The following is a 14,317-nucleotide window of genomic DNA, read 5'->3' on the forward strand; positions in this document are numbered from 1 at the left end:
TCCCGGCCATCTTGAGCCAGTCCCTCGATAGGCTGCGCAATCGGGCGAAGCAATGGCAGCATTAGGCACTGCGATGGTTAAGAAAGCCTTTGTTGCGAGCGGGTGACAGTTGACGGCGCAAGCTGCCGCAACATCTCCCAGCGCGTGGACATCGAAGCGACCTGCGAGGGCTTCTCATGAACATCGGGGAGGCATCCAGACTGTCGGGTCTGCCGCCGAAGACGCTGCGCTACTATGAGGAAGTCGGGCTGGTGACTCCGGCCCGGTCGACCAACGGCTATCGCAACTACCGCGAGCGCGACGTGCACATGCTGCGCTTCCTGCAGCGCTCCCGGTCGCTGGGCTTCTCCATCGAGGAGGCGCGCCGGCTGCTCGCCCTCTACGCCGACGAGAACCGCAAGAGCGAGGACGTCAAGCGCCTGGCGAGCCGGCGCATGGCCGAGATCGACCGGAAGATCGCCGAGCTGAAGTCGCTGCGGCGGGTGCTGGTCGACCTGACCGAACAGTGCCAGGGCGGCGGCGGGCCGGACTGCCCGATCCTTGAGGAGATCGCCGGCCGGGCCGACGCCTGACCGGCCCGTCCCCAGCGTTTCTGGTTTGTTCGTTTTTTGCTTGCCGCCGTGCCGGAAGGCCGGCTATTCCTGCGGCATGCCACTGGTCGCTCCCTTCCGCGTCGATCCGCTGATCGACGGTCGCCAGTCCGAACGTGCGCTGATGGTCCGGCGCGGCGTGCAGCGGCTGATGATGGCGAGCCGCGTCGCCGTGCTGCCCGAGGTGGCACTCGCCTCGGGACGGCGGGCGGACCTGCTGTGCCTGTCGGAAAAGGGCGAGTTCTCGATCATCGAGATCAAGACCTCGATCGAGGATTTCCGCACCGACCGGAAGTGGCCGGTCTACCAGCTGCATTGCGATCGGCTGTATTTCGCCACCCATCCGGGCGTGCCGGTCGAGATCTTCCCGGAGAGCTGCGGCCTGATCCTCTCCGACGGCTACAGCGCCGAGATCCTGCGGGAGGCCGAGCCGGTGAAGCTCGCGCCGGCGACGCGCAAGGCGCTGACGCTGCGCTTCGCGCGGCTGTCCGCCGACCGCCTGCTGCAGGCCGAATGGGCCGCCAACCCGTTCATGAGCGGGCCGCTGGGCCGGGACGACGAGGGCGCCTGAGCGGATCGGCAAGGGGACGGCGGCACGGCTGACGGCCGCCGCGCCGCGCCGAGGCTTGCGTCAGCGCGGGGCGCGCTTGGCGAGGATGCGCTGCAGGGTCCGGCGGTGCATCGACAGGCGCCGCGCGGTTTCCGAGACGTTGCGGTCGCAGAGCTCGTAGATGCGCTGGATATGCTCCCAGCGGACGCGATCGGCGGACATCGGGTTTTCCGGCGGCGCCGCGCGGTCGCCGGGCTCGCGGGTCAGCGCGCCGATCACTTCGTCGGCATCGGCCGGCTTGGCGAGATAGTCGATGGCGCCGAGCTTCACGGCGGTCACCGCCGTCGCGATGTTGCCGTACCCGGTGAGCACGACGACGCGGGCATCCTCGCGGGCCCGCTGCAGCGCCTCGATGACGTCGAGCCCGTTGCCGTCGGCGAGCCGCATGTCGACCACCGCGTAGGCCGGGGCGGAACTGCGCAGGGCGGCGATGCCGTCGGCGACGCTCTCTGCCGTGGTGACGGCGAAACCGCGCTGTTCGAGCGCCCGGCTCATGCGCTGCAGGAACGGGCGGTCGTCGTCGACCAGGAGAAGCGAACGGCTGCCTTCCGGCAGCAGTCGCGCAGGCGCAGCGACGGTTTCTTCGACCAGCATGTCATGCACTCCCATGAAACGGCCCGGACGAGCCGGAGACTGACATGGCGCCGGTCCTGCCCGCTTCAACGCCGGCGACCTGCCCTCACGGCAATCGTGACCGCGGCGTGATCAAGCACCTCGCGCGACGCCCCTGCCGGGACCCCGGTCGCCCGCCGGCTCAGTCGCGGCTGGCCGAGCGGCTGGCGAGAAACACCTCGAGTGCCCAGACGATCTCGACGCGCGCACCGCTGCGTGCCCCGTCCTCATAATTGGCGGTCCTGACGGTGGCGCCGGAGCGCTCGAGGAGCGTCTTGGCGATGAACAGGCCGAGGCCCAGCCCGCCGCCGCCCTTGCGTTCGGCCGGCTCGCGGTCGGACATGTAGGGATCGCCGATGCGGCTCAGGATCTCCGGCGCAAATCCCGGACCGTCGTCCTCCACGACGACGCGGATCTCACGCTCGGTCCAGCCAATCGCCACCGTCACGTCCGACGCGGCGAAGTCGACGGCGTTCTCGACGATGTTGCCGAGCCCGTAGACGATACCGGCATTGCGGCGGGCGACGGGTTCGGGCCCGACGCGCTCGCGCACCACCACCCGCACCGCGACGCCGAAATGCCGGTGCGGCTCGGCGACCTCGTCGATCAGCGACGTCAGCGACAGATTGGCGAGGTGCGATTCGCTCGCCGAAGACAGCGAGCTCAGCTGGCGCAGGATGGTGCGGCAGCGCTCGGACTGCTCGACCAAGAGTTCGACATCCTCGCGCTGCGGATCGTCGCGCGGCACCTGCGCGGCCATTTCCTTGGCGACCAGCGCGATCGTGGCGAGCGGGGTTCCGAGCTCGTGCGCGGCGGCGGCGGCAAGGCCGTCGAGGGCGGACAGATGCTGCTCGCGCTGCAGCACCAGCTCCGTCGCGCTGAGGGCGTCGGCGAGCGCCCGCGATTCCGCCGCCACCCGGTAGATGTAGATCGACGCGAAGACCAGCGTCGTGACGATCGCGAACCAGAGGCCGCCGACATAGCTCGCCGGCAGCATCAGCGAGTGGCCCTCCGGCCAGGGCACCGGCAGATGGTAGGCGGCGAGGAAGGTGGTTGCGGCAACGGCGAGGACGCTGAGCGCGACGGTGGTCAGCGGCGGCTGCGTCGCCGCCGCGATGATCGCCGGCACGACGAGGAACACGGTGAACGGGTTCTCGATGCCGCCCGTGAGGAACAAAAGCCCCGTCGGCTGCAGCATGTCGAAGCTCAGCACCGCCGCGGCCGCCGTCGGCGACATGCGCCGGCTCGCCGGAAAGCGCAGCGTCAGATAGACGTTCAGCGCCACCGACATGGCGATCAGCATCAGGCAGGCGGCGATCGGGAACGGCCACCACAGGCCCCATGCGACGAAGACGCAGGCCGCGGTCTGGCCGGCCACCGACAGCCAGCGCAGCCGCACCAGCGTGGCGAGGCGGAGCCGCTGGCTCTCGCGCATCATCGTGACGAAGGCGGGCAGGCGAATATTGAAGCTGGCTCTGGTGGCTTGATCCATCCGCCACAACTAGCGCCCGGCACCGGGCACCGACAGTGGGCAAAGCGGCGCAGCCGGCAGCACGACGCCCGGCGCGGCGACATCATGAAGCGGCGATGGAACGCGGCTGCCCGTCCGCGGCTTACCCAACCAACCCATCAGCAAAGGAACGCCCCATGGCTCTGAACAATCTCAAGGACATCTATGTCGACCAGCTGCAGGACCTCTACAGCGCCGACTCGCAGGCTGCGAAGGTCACCCGCGAGCTGGCGGCGAAGGCCCACGACGCCAGCCTGAAGGAAGCGCTCGAGGCCGGCGTCGAGGGCATTGAGGAAGGCATGGCGACGCTCAAGGAGCTGATCACCGCGCACGGCGCCGACCCGAAGGGCGAGTTCTGCCGCGGCATGGAAGGCCTGGTGAAGGAAGCCCGGGCGCACGCCATCGAGGAGGAGATCACCGATCCCGACGCGCGCGACGCGATGATCATCACCCAGTACCAGCGGATGACGCATTACGGCATTGCCGGCTATGGCTGCCTCGTCGCCTTCGCCAAGCGGCTCGGCCTGGAATCGGACCGCGAGAAGCTGCAGGAATGCCTCGATGCCACCTATGACGGCGACGACACGATGACCGCCATCGCCACCGGCGGCATTAACGAAGCCGCGATGCGCTGACCGGCCAGCCGGGGGCGGCAACCCGCCGCCTTTCGGCATCCGGTCGCCAATACGGCCGCGCCCGCATCAGGGGCGCGGCTTGGCCCGCGCCGTCGCCCTTGCCCGCGCCGGGTCCTCCGGCCATTCGTGCTTCGGGTAGCGGCCGCGCAACTCGGCCCGCACGTCGGCCCACGAGCCTTCCCAGAACCCCGGCAGGTCGCGGGTGATCTGGATCGGCCGATGCGCCGGCGACAGGAGTTCCAGCGTCAGCTTCAGCCGCCCGTCGGCAATCGTCGGATGGCGGATCAGGCCGAAGAGCTCCTGTACCCTTATCGCCAGCACCGGCTGGTCGGTCTCGTAGCGGATCGGCACCATCGAGCCGCTCGGTGCGGCAAAATGCGTCGGCGCCATCGCGTCCAGCCGGCTGGCGACGCCCTGCGGCAGCAGCCCGCGCAGCGCTTCCGACAGCGCCCCGGACGATATCTGGGCAATCCCGGTCACGCCCGGCAGATAGGGCATCAGCCAGGTCTCCAGCCCGGCCAGCAGGGCCTCGTCCGACAGGTCCGGCCATGGCGGGCCGTAGGCGGCGGCGAGGAAGCGCATGCGCCGCAAGAGGCGCTCGCCATCCTTGCCGAAGGGCAACGACGCAAACCCCAGCCGGCGGATGCCGTCGGCGAGGGCCGTCGAAGCGGCCTCGCCCGCCGGCACCGGCTGCGGCGATTCCTCCAGCGTCGCGCGACCGAGCCGTCGCACCCGCCGGGCCCGCACCTGCCGTGCCGCCATGTCGAAGCCGACGACATCTTCGACGGTGCCGCGTTCGGCGACCAGCCGCTCCATCGACGCCGCCGGCAATGCCGCGGCGGCGAGGATGCGCCCGGCCCGCGCCGCGCCCTGCAGCTCGGCGACGACAATGTATTTCTCCCGCGCCAGAGCGTGCGCGGCGTCGAGCACGCCGCCGCGGCCGTTGGCGAGGACGAAATGGCCGCGTGCGCCGCGGGCGATGGCGACGCGGTCGGGATAGGCGAGCGCCAGGAGGTCGCCGGGCTCGCCGCCGGCATCGGCGACGGCGGCAGCGGGGATGCCGGGCGTTGCCGCGATGCGCCGGGCGAGCTTGCCCGAGGCGCGAGCGCGCGGCCCGTCGTCGGCGCGAAAGCGCCGCAGCCGCTCGCCGAGATCGGTGTCGGTGCCGCCGAGGCCGCGCTCGGTGAGCAGCACCGCCAGCATCGTGGCGTCGCGCCGCGCCTGCGGCGGGGCGCCGACCACCATGCGCGCCAGCCGGGGCGGCAGCGGCAAAGCGCGCATCGCCTCGCCGGCTTCGGTGAGCCTTCCGCCGGCGTCGAGACCGCCGAGCTCGACCAGGAGGGTCCGCGCCTCGGCGACGGCGGGTGCCGGCGGCGCATCGAGAAACGCCATGTCGGCCGGCTCGCCGACGCCCCAGGCGGCGCAGTCGAGCACCAGGCCGGAGAGGTCGCTAGCGAGGATCTCGGGGCGGTCGAACGGCTCCAGGGCAGCGGTCTGCTCCGCCCGCCACAGCCGGATCGCGGTTCCGGGCGCGGTGCGCCCGGCGCGGCCGGCCCGCTGGTCGGCGGCGGCCTTCGAGATGCGCACGGTCTCCAGCCGCGACAGGCCGGTCGCCGGCTCGAACACCGGCCGACGGCGCAGGCCCGAGTCGATCACCACCGAGACGCCGTCGATGGTCAGCGACGTCTCGGCGATCGACGTCGCCAGCACGATCTTGCGCGTGCCGGCTGGCGCGGGACGCACGGCGAGATCCTGCGCGGCGCCCTCCATGGCACCGTAGAGCGGGGCGACGATCACGCCGGGGGGAACCGTCTCCCGCAGCCGCTCGGCGACGCGCTCGATCTCGCGCTGGCCGGGCAGGAACACCAGCAGGCTGCCGGTTTCCTCCGCCAATGCCGCGCGGACGGCCGCGACGACGGCGCTCTCCACCGGCTCGGTGCCCGGCCGGTCGCGATAGCGGATCGTCACCGGAAAGGCGCGGCCCTGGCTCTCGACCACCGGCGCATCGCCGAGCAGCGCCGCCACGCGCGCGCCGTCCAGCGTCGCCGACATGACGAGAAGGCGCAGGTCCTCGCGCAGCGCGGAGGCGACGTCGAGCGCCAGCGCCAGGCCGAAATCGCCGTCCAGCGAACGCTCGTGGAATTCGTCGAAGATCACCGCGGCGACGCCCGCGAGCTCGGGATCGGACAGCACCATCCGGGTGAAGACGCCCTCGGTGACTACCTCGATCCGGGTCCTGGCCGAGACCAGCGTGTCGAGGCGCATGCGCCAGCCGACGGTCTCGCCGACCGCCTCGCCGAGGAGATCGGCCATGCGCCGCGCCGCCGCCCGCGCCGCCAGGCGTCGCGGCTCGATGAGCAGGATCTTGCCGTCGCCGCGGAATGGCGCGCCCAGGAGATGCAGCGGCACCAGCGTGGTCTTGCCGGCGCCGGGCGGCGCGACGAGGACGGCGCGGCGCCGGGTTTCCAGCGCGTCGGCGAGTTCGTCGAGGACGGCCGAGACCGGCAGGTCGGGCAGCGCGGGCCGCGTCATGCCGACTGGTCCGAAAGGTCGATCACTGGCCCGCCGGCCGCCGCCGCGTCGTCGCGGTCGTGGGTGACGAGGACCGCCGGGATGCCGCGCTCGGCGACCATGGCGAAGACCAGGTCACGGACGGTGGCCCTGAGGTCCGCGTCGAGCCGCGAGAACGGCTCGTCGAGGAGCAGCGCCTCCGGCTCGGCGAGCAGCGTGCGGGCGAGCGCCACCCGGGCGGCCTGGCCGCCGGAGAGGGTCGCGGGATCGCGGCCAAGAAAGCCGGCAAGGCCGACCTTGGCGAGCATCGCCTCGGCGGATTCCAGCCGGTGCCGGCGGCCGCGCAGCCCCGGCGGCAGCGCGAACAGCAGGTTGCCGCCGACCGACATGTGCGGATAGAGCAGCGCGTCCTGAAACAGCAGGCCCACCCGCCGGCGCTCCGGCGCGAGGCCGGTGAGGTCGCGGCCATTGAGGCGCACGGTGCCGCTGGCGGTGAAGGCCGGATCGAGGAAGCCGGCGATCAGCGCGAACAGGGTGGATTTGCCGGAGCCGGACGGGCCCATGACGCTCAGCGTCTCGCCAGCCGCGACGTGGCGGTCGATGGCGAACAGGCGGCGCGTGCCGAGCCGGACGGTCAGGCTGTCGAGCCGCAGCCCCTCGTCCTCGTTGGTCATGCGGCCCTCATGCCGCGTCGGCGGCCGGCAAGCAAGGCCGGCACGAGGGCGGCCACCGCGAACAGCGCGAAGGGCAGCAGCGTCTGCAGCAGCGCATAGACGCCGATGACGCGGCGATCACCGCCGGCGGCGAGCGCCACCGCCTCGGTGGTGATGGTCGGCAGGCGGCCGGCGCCGATCAGCACGGTCGGCAGGTACTGGCCGATCGAGACGGCGAAGCCGATGGCGAGCGCGGTCATCACCGGCGCGGCGAGAAGCGGCAACCGGACCCGCAGGAAGGAGGTCGCGCGCGTCCGGCCGAGGCTTGCGGCGATGCGCTCGTAGCGCGGGTCGAGCGCGAACCAGGGATCGGCCAGCGCCAGCGCCGCATAGGGCGCGACGAAGACGAGATGCACGGCGACCAGCAGCGGCAGCGACGGCGTCAGTCCGGCGCCGATGACCAGCACCTGCAGCCCGAAGACGAAGGCGACCTGCGGCACGATCAGCGGCAGGTAGATGAGACCGGCGACCGCCCGCGTCAGCCGGACCTCACCGGCCCGCGCCGACGGGAACTGCCGGCGCCGTCCTTCCAGCAGCAGCATCACCAGGACCAGCGCGACGACGGCGGCGGCCAGCGCCACGACGAAGCTCGTCCAGAGCGGTCCGGTGGCGCCGGCGAGCGCCCGCTGCCAGCTGCGCAGGGTGAGTTCGGCCGGCGCGAGATCGGGAAAGGCCCAGAAGCCGGCGAAGGACCACAGGACCAGGAGAAGCAGGCCGACGACCACCGCCAGGCCGGACAGCGCCACGGGCAGGGCCGCGAGCCGCCGGGCCGCCCGGTCCGCGGCGAAGCGCCGGCCGGATCGCGACCATCGCCGGCGGGCGGCCAGAACCAGCCGCTCCAGGCCGAGCCAGGCGAGGATCACGGCGAGCGTCACGGCCAGCTGCAGCAGCGCGCCCGCCGAGGCGACGAAGCGCTGCGAAAGGTCCGGGTCGTTCATCCAGGAGAGCAGGCGCACCGCCAGCGGCGCCGGCGTCGAGGGGCCGAGGATCATCGCGACGTCGACGACCGAGGAGGCGAAGGCCGCGACGGCGACGACCGGCAGGCGGATCTGCCGGTAGACCGTCGGCCAAACGGTGAGCAGGAACGCCGCCATCCGCCCGTAGCCGAGCGAGCGCGCCAGCTGCATCCGCCGCTCGGGCTCGGCCTGCGGCAGGGCGGCGAAGGCGACGAGCAGCAGGAACGGCATTTCCTTGGCGACCAGCGCCGCCATCATCGACAGGCCCAGGGGATCGCCGACGATCAGCAGGTCTGGGGGCCGGTCCAGCCCCAGCAGGGGCCCGGCCAGCCGGAACACCAGGCCGGACGGCGCGATGAGGAAGAGCAGGCCGAAGGCGGCGGCGGCGTGCGGCACGGCGAGCAGCGGCGCCAGGCCCTGGCGGGCGGCGCGGAAGGCCGGCGTGCCGAAGAAGGCGGCGAGGAAGATCGCGACGCCGGCGACCGAAACGAGGGTGGTGAGCAGGCCGGAGGCAAGGCTCAGCCCCACCGATGCGGCAAGGCCCGGCTCCGCGACGAGATGACGGAACGGCTCAAGCGAAAGCCCGTCGCCGCCGAGTGCCGGCAGATAACCGAAGGCCGGCAGCGCGACGCCCGCCATTCCGACGGCGACGGGAGCCGCCAGCAGAAGCGCGATAAGCCAGGGAAGCGCCAGGCCCCGCATGGCGCTTTGGCCCTGCCGGCTCAACTGCCGTAGCGCTTCGTCCACTCTTCTTCGATGCGGGTCATCCAGGAGGGGTGCGGCTCAGGCAGGACCGGGCCGAGCTCATCGGGGGACAGCGTCGCGACCCCGCGGTCGATGGCCGCGAAGGCTTCCCTGTCGGCCTCCGGCAGGCTGTCCAGCTTCAGAACCGTCGGGTCGCCCCAGAATTTGGGGTCTTCCTTGCGGATCTGCGCCGCCGGCGAGAGCAGGAAGTTCGCGACCACCATCGCCCCGGCCTTGGCGCTGGAATTGTAGGGAATGGCGACGAAATGCGTGTTGCCGAGCGTGCCGCCCGGAAAGGTGAAGGAGCGGACGGTGTCCGGCAGTTCGCCGGCGGCGATCGCCGCCGAGGCTTCCGCCGGGTTGAAGGCGAAGATGATGTCGAGCTCGGAATCGGCGAGGAGCTGCTTCATCGCCGGGTAGTTCTGCGGATAGTCCCGGCCCTCGCGCCACAGCGCCGGCCGGATCTCGTCCAGCCATTGCCAGAGCGGCGCGGTCACGGTCTCGAAGGTGGCGTCGTCAACCGGTTCGGCGAGCAGCGCGGCGTCCTCGATCTGCTCGATCAGTACCTGCTTCAGGAAGCTCGAACCGACGAAATCCGGCGGCGCAGGATAGGAGAAGCGGCCGGGATGTTCCTTGGCCCAGGCGAGCAGCGCGTCGGTGTCGTCCGGCATGTCGTCGATCGGCCCGGTGCGCGCGGGGTCGGTGAAGAACACCATCTTGGCGCCGCCCCAGGGCGATTCCTGGCCGAGCGTCGGCACGGTGAAGTCGGTGGTGATGCTCGGGTTGCCGGTATCGACATAGCGCCAGTTCGGCAGGCGGGTGGCAAAGCCCTCGGCCAGCAGCCCCTGCTCCTGCATGGACGCGAAGTTCTCGCCGTTGATCCAGATCAGGTCGACCGAGCCGCCCTCGTCGCGGCCCGCGGCCTTCTCGGCGACGACCTTGGCGACGGCGGTCGCGGTATCCTCGAGCTTGACGTGCTGGAGCGTGACGCCGAACTGGCGCTTCACCTCCCCGGCGGCCCAGGCGATGTAGTCGTTGATCGCCGACGAGCCGCCCCAGGCGTTGAAATAGACGGTCTGCCCTTCGGCCTCGGCCACGACCGCCGGCCAGTCGGTGGGGTCGGGGTCCGCCGCGGCAGCCGGGAGCGGCGCGAGTCCGATGAGGCCGGCCAGCAGGCCGCGCCAAAGCAACTTCACGATCATCCGCACTCTCCGTTCACCGCTTGGCCACTCGACATTTTCGCCGCTTGCCCTCACATCGTGCCAGATGGCCCGCCACTCATGCTAAAAGCAACCGGCGCCCCGGCCGCTCGCATTGCCTTGATCGACGCGTGATGGCAATCGCCGGCGCGTCCAACCGGAAAGAGATCCGCCGATGTCGCAGACACCAGGCGACGACCGCAAGACGCTGGTCCTGACAGGTGCCTCGCGGGGCATCGGCCACGCGACCGTCAAGCGCTTCTCCCGCGAGGGCTGGCGCGTGATCACCTGTTCGCGCCAGGAATTCGCCGACAACTGCCCGTGGCCGGCGGGACCGGAGGACCACATCCGCGTCGACCTGTCGGACCAGGAAGACGTCGGCTACGCCATCTCGGAGATCCGCCGCCGCCTCGAGGCCAACGGCTCCGAGCTGCATGCGCTGGTCAACAACGCCGCGATCTCGCCGAAGGCCGAGGCCGGGACGCGGCTCGATTCCATCCGCACCCCGATGCATGTCTGGCGGGACGTCTTCCAGGTGAACTTCTTTGCGCCGATCATGCTGGCGCGCGGCCTGGTGAAGGAACTCGCCGCGGCGCGCGGCTCGATCGTCAACGTCACCTCGATCGTCGGCAGCCGGGTGCACCCGTTCGCCGGCACCGCCTACGCCACGTCGAAGGCAGCGCTCAACTCGCTGACTCGCGAGATGGCGGCCGATTTCGGGCCGTCGGGCATTCGGGTCAACGCCATCGCGCCGGGCGAGATCGAGACGGCGATCCTGTCGCCGGGCACCGAGAAGATGATCGACGACATCCCGCTGCGCCGGCTTGGCCAGACGGCGGAGGTGGCCGACGTGATCTATTTCCTGTGCTCGAACCAGGCGTCCTACGTCAACGGCGCCGAGCTGCACATCAATGGCGGCCAGCACGTCTGAGCCTTAATCTCAGGCGGCGGCGATCTCGTCCAGCGCCTTGTCGAGATCGGCCCTGACGAGCGCCGACAGCAGCGCCGGAAACGCCCGGCGCTCGACATGGGCGGCGAGTTCGGCCGCATTCGCGCCGAGGCCCAGCCGCCGGCCGGCTTCCAGCGCGCGGGCGTCGGCGAAGGGGTAGAGCTCGTCCCAGGCAAGCTGCGCCTCGCGGAAGAAGATGTCGGCCCCGACGTCGCCGATGCCCTTGAACTCCTTCAGCAGCCGGCGCTCCGCGGCGGGATCGCGGCCTGCCGCCTCGCGCAGCTTGCGCAGGTCGCCGCCATAGGCCTCGAGGCAGCGGTCGGCCATGTCCTTCAGGAAGGTCGAGGTCTTCTCGTCGAAGCGGGCATAGCCGTTGCGGTTGAGGATGCGCACCCGTTCGGTCCAGCTGGCTTCCGCCATCCGCTCGGCGGTGGTGAGGCCCGCCTTCTTCAGCGCCTGGGCCGCCTGCAGCGCCTGCTCCGCGCCGATCCGCGCGGAGAACAAATTGGCCGCCACCAGCCAGAAGAACAGCGGCATCGGGGTGTTGCGTGCAAGGTCAAGGCCTAGCGCCTCGGCATAGGTTTCGGCGCCGTATCGTGCCATCAGGCGCTCCATGGCCGGATCGGGGGCTCCGCTCATCGGCTCAGACGCGGCGGGCGGGCCGGCCGCCCCGCGCATCCAGCGCGGCGAGCAGCAAGGCGACGCCTGAACTGATGAAGGAGACGCCGAGGAACAGGCCGATCGCCCAGACCGCGGTGCCCGGCAGGCCCATCACCAGGAAGATCGCCAGCGCGATGTTGATCACGCCGGAGACGACGAGCAGCCAGAAGCGGCCGGTCGAGGCGCGCACCGCCTGGGCGATGGCGATGTTGATGATGCCGGACATGAGGAAATACAGCGCCAGCATCCAGGTCAGCGTCACCGAACCCGCGAAGGGGTCGTAGATGATGACGAGGCCGAGCAGCAGGGCGAGCACCGCAAGGACGAGGTTCGACCAGAAGCCGGGCGCGCCGCGGGCCCGGAAGGCCGAGACGGTGCCGACAATGCCGCCGAAGACCAGCAGCCAGCCGAAGAACAGCGTCGAGGCGAGGGTCGCGGCCCAGGGCGCCAGCAGCGCCAGCAGGCCGACGCCGATCATCAGCGCGCCCTGGAACGCATAGAACTTCCAGTGATCGTGGAGGTAGCGCTCGGCTAGCCCGGCGGGGCCCCCGAGCGAGGGACGGCGGGAAGCAGGATCGACGGTCATGGCCAGGTCTCCCTTTGCGGCGAGAGAAGCTACTCCCACAACGGTACAGGCCGAACCGCGTTCCGTCGCCGCAGCAGGGTGTGCGCTCCCGCTGCGGCCCGGCCTCAGACGTGCCGGCCGAGACTGCGGGAGGTGTCGAGGAGCTTGTCGACCAGCGCCTCCAGCGCGGTGCGCGCAACGTCGTCGGCGAGCCGGCCGGTCTCGTCGAAACTCGCTGCCGCATTCGGCACGGTGCACTGCTCGGTCAGCACTTCGGCATTCAGCGCCCGCAGGACGATGCGCAAGGCCTCCAGCCCGCGCATGCCGCCGAAGCGGCCGGTCGACGTCGAGGCGAGGCCCGCGACGATGCCCTTGAAGGGCTGGACCGGCCGTCCCTGCACCTTCCGGACCCGGCTGACCCAGTCGATGGTGTTCTTCATCAGCGGCGTCAGCGAGTGGTTGTATTCCGGGCTGACCAGCAGCAGCCCGTCCTGGGCGGCGATGCGCTGCGCCAGCAGCACGGCATTCTGCGGCACGCCCTGCTCTTCCTCGTGGTCGCCGTCATAGATCGGCAGCGGATAGTCGGCGAGGTCGAGCAGCGTCACCACCGCATCGGACATCGCCAGCATCCGCGTCGCCTCGGCGGCCAGCCGGCGGTTGTGGGAGGCGAGGCGCAGCGCGCCGGGCACGACGAGGATGTTGACGGTCAATGCGCTGCGGCCCCGGTCGCCGAGGCCGTGTCCTGGTCGTAGACCCAGACTCGGGCCGGCGGGATGTTGCTCCAGACGATCGGCGAGTGCGAGACGGTGAAGACGCCCTTCACCGGTTCGACCGGCGGCTTCCAGAGATAGGAGAGCTGGGTGAGATTGCCGCCCGGCCGAAGCCGCGAGAAATAGTCGGTGAACAGCGCCTGGCGCCTGGCCTGCGAGAAGCTGACGATCGGAATGGCGAAGAGGATGGCGGCGAACTTCTCGTCGCGGCGCGCGCCCAGCGTCCGGTCGAGGTCGAAGCCGTCACCCTGGATCACGTTGACCTTCGGGAATCGCTGCTTCAGCTCGCGCGCGAACTCGGCGTCGTATTCGATCGAGGTGATCCGTTCCGGGGCGACGCCGGCGCCCAGCAAAGCCCGGGTGACGACGCCGAGGCCGGGTCCGAGCTCGAGGATCGGACCGTCCAGCGCCGTGGTGGCGTGGCGGACCATCATCGCGCAGTAGGACGGGCTCGAGGGCGCGACGGCGCCCATCTTGACCGGATGCTTCACCCAGGTGGCGAAGAAGCGCGCCCAGTCGCCGCCACCCGCATCCTTCACTTCGCCATTCGTCTCCATGACAGTCCCGCCCTTGCCTTGATTGCTGCCGGCTGCCCGTCCGCCGCGCGGTAGACCAACACCCGCGCCGGCGGAAGGTTGCGCTTGATCCAGGGACTGGTCTCCAGCCGTGCGCCGATGCGCTCGGGCTTCACCGGCACGGTCAGCGCGTAGGAAAACTGGATGAAGGGCGCGCCTGCCGGCATCTGGCGCAGCGCGCCGCCGACCACGTCCTCGCGCATGGCGTCGGGCTTGGTGAACAGCGGCAGGCCGGAGATCACCGCCTCGAGCCGGCGACCCTTGAGGAGCTCGCGCAAGGTCTCGTGGACGGCATAGGCATCGCCCTGGATGACGCGGGCGGCCGGAAAGCGAGAGCGCAGAAGCACGCAGAATTCCTGCGAGTACTCGACCAGGACCAGTGCGGATTCGGGGACGCCGCGCTCGATCAGGCACTTCGTGACCACCCCTGTGCCGGGACCGAGTTCCAGGACCAGCGAGGTGTCGTCGAAGCCTGTCGGATCGGGGACGTAGGCCGCCATGACCCGGCCGAGGGCCCGCGAGGACGGCGACACCGCGCCCATCACCAAAGGCCGCTGCAGCCAGCCCCTGAAGAAGCGGGCCTCGTCGCTGACCTTCCGGCGCGGGCGGGTCCGCTGCGGGAGCCGCGGCTCAGGCGTTACCAACACTCGCGGTACTCCCCTCGTGCGGCGCCACCTGCCCGCCGGTCCAATGTCGCCCAGCACTGTTACGAAGTCAC

The 14,317-nt window shown here is 70.9% G+C and carries 15 protein-coding genes; 4 read left to right on the forward strand and 11 right to left on the reverse strand.

All coding sequences use genetic code 11. The annotated features are described in order from the left end of the window. Positions 1–176 precede the first annotated feature (176 nt). Both cueR and LXB15_RS18690 read left to right on the forward strand, forming a co-directional pair. A complete protein-coding gene (gene cueR / locus LXB15_RS18685; protein WP_233949868.1) occupies positions 177–572 on the forward strand; it encodes a Cu(I)-responsive transcriptional regulator in 396 nt (131 codons plus the stop codon). Positions 573–648: 76 nt separating this feature from the next. After that, positions 649–1,161 carry an MmcB family DNA repair protein gene (locus tag LXB15_RS18690; protein WP_233949869.1) on the forward strand — a complete coding sequence of 171 codons (513 nt, stop codon included), beginning with the start codon at positions 649–651 and terminating at the stop codon, positions 1,159–1,161. A 60-nt stretch (positions 1,162–1,221) separates the two neighbouring features. On the opposite strand, the gene LXB15_RS18695 is transcribed toward LXB15_RS18690, so the two are convergent. Together LXB15_RS18695 and LXB15_RS18700 are read right to left on the reverse strand one after the other, a co-directional pair. Then, positions 1,222–1,794, reverse strand: a complete 573-nt coding sequence (locus tag LXB15_RS18695) for an ActR/PrrA/RegA family redox response regulator transcription factor (protein ID WP_233949870.1) — start codon at positions 1,792–1,794, stop codon at positions 1,222–1,224. 160 nt (positions 1,795–1,954) lie between these two features. Continuing rightward, positions 1,955–3,304, reverse strand: coding sequence for an ActS/PrrB/RegB family redox-sensitive histidine kinase (locus LXB15_RS18700; RefSeq protein WP_233949871.1), 1,350 nt, complete (start codon positions 3,302–3,304; stop codon positions 1,955–1,957). A 155-nt stretch (positions 3,305–3,459) separates the two neighbouring features. Between LXB15_RS18700 and LXB15_RS18705 the strand changes: the two genes are divergently transcribed. Next, positions 3,460–3,957 (forward strand): DUF892 family protein, encoded by a 498-nt coding sequence (locus LXB15_RS18705; RefSeq protein ID WP_233949872.1) that lies wholly within the window; start codon positions 3,460–3,462, stop codon positions 3,955–3,957. A gap of 66 nt (positions 3,958–4,023) precedes the next feature. On the opposite strand, the gene hrpB is transcribed toward LXB15_RS18705, so the two are convergent. From hrpB to LXB15_RS18725, 4 genes are read right to left on the reverse strand one after another with little or no spacing between them, the layout of a single operon-like run. Beyond that, positions 4,024–6,489 carry an ATP-dependent helicase HrpB gene (hrpB, locus tag LXB15_RS18710; protein ID WP_233949873.1) on the reverse strand — a complete coding sequence of 822 codons (2,466 nt, stop codon included), beginning with the start codon at positions 6,487–6,489 and terminating at the stop codon, positions 4,024–4,026. After that, complete coding sequence (locus LXB15_RS18715; RefSeq protein ID WP_233949874.1) at positions 6,486–7,142, reverse strand: ATP-binding cassette domain-containing protein; 657 nt, start codon at positions 7,140–7,142, stop codon at positions 6,486–6,488. The genes hrpB and LXB15_RS18715 overlap by 4 nt, the downstream gene beginning before the upstream one ends. Beyond that, positions 7,139–8,839: an ABC transporter permease gene (locus LXB15_RS18720; protein ID WP_233953247.1), complete on the reverse strand. Its 1,701-nt coding sequence runs from the start codon at positions 8,837–8,839 to the stop codon at positions 7,139–7,141. Before LXB15_RS18720 ends, LXB15_RS18715 begins: the two co-directional genes overlap by 4 nt. Positions 8,840–8,859: 20 nt before the next feature. Next, on the reverse strand, positions 8,860–10,083 hold the full coding sequence (locus LXB15_RS18725) for an ABC transporter substrate-binding protein (RefSeq protein WP_233949875.1): 1,224 nt from the start codon (positions 10,081–10,083) through the stop codon (positions 8,860–8,862). Between the two features lie 172 nt (positions 10,084–10,255). Here LXB15_RS18725 and LXB15_RS18730 point away from each other — a divergent pair, with 172 nt between their 5' ends. Continuing rightward, the gene (locus tag LXB15_RS18730) at positions 10,256–11,011 is read left to right on the forward strand and encodes an SDR family NAD(P)-dependent oxidoreductase (protein ID WP_233949876.1); all 756 of its coding nucleotides are present in this window, start codon (positions 10,256–10,258) and stop codon (positions 11,009–11,011) included. Between the two features lie 9 nt (positions 11,012–11,020). On the opposite strand, the gene LXB15_RS18735 is transcribed toward LXB15_RS18730, so the two are convergent. The 5 genes from LXB15_RS18735 to LXB15_RS18755 all read right to left on the reverse strand — a co-directional run bounded on the left by LXB15_RS18735 (position 11,021) and on the right by LXB15_RS18755 (position 14,246). Next, on the reverse strand, positions 11,021–11,632 hold the full coding sequence (locus tag LXB15_RS18735) for a hypothetical protein (protein WP_233949877.1): 612 nt from the start codon (positions 11,630–11,632) through the stop codon (positions 11,021–11,023). A 40-nt stretch (positions 11,633–11,672) separates the two neighbouring features. Further along, positions 11,673–12,275 (reverse strand): HdeD family acid-resistance protein, encoded by a 603-nt coding sequence (locus LXB15_RS18740; protein ID WP_233949878.1) that lies wholly within the window; start codon positions 12,273–12,275, stop codon positions 11,673–11,675. A gap of 104 nt (positions 12,276–12,379) precedes the next feature. Further along, complete coding sequence (locus LXB15_RS18745) at positions 12,380–12,964, reverse strand: NADPH-dependent FMN reductase (protein WP_233949879.1); 585 nt, start codon at positions 12,962–12,964, stop codon at positions 12,380–12,382. Beyond that, the gene (locus LXB15_RS18750; RefSeq protein ID WP_233949880.1) at positions 12,961–13,581 is read right to left on the reverse strand and encodes a class I SAM-dependent methyltransferase; all 621 of its coding nucleotides are present in this window, start codon (positions 13,579–13,581) and stop codon (positions 12,961–12,963) included. The genes LXB15_RS18745 and LXB15_RS18750 overlap by 4 nt, the downstream gene beginning before the upstream one ends. Continuing rightward, on the reverse strand, positions 13,560–14,246 hold the full coding sequence (locus LXB15_RS18755) for a class I SAM-dependent methyltransferase (protein WP_233949881.1): 687 nt from the start codon (positions 14,244–14,246) through the stop codon (positions 13,560–13,562). Before LXB15_RS18755 ends, LXB15_RS18750 begins: the two co-directional genes overlap by 22 nt. Positions 14,247–14,317: the final 71 nt, after the last annotated feature.

Origin of the sequence: Aurantimonas sp. HBX-1 (assembly GCF_021391535.1) — a bacterium.
In the GTDB taxonomy this organism is placed as follows: Bacteria; Pseudomonadota; Alphaproteobacteria; order Rhizobiales; family Rhizobiaceae; genus Aurantimonas.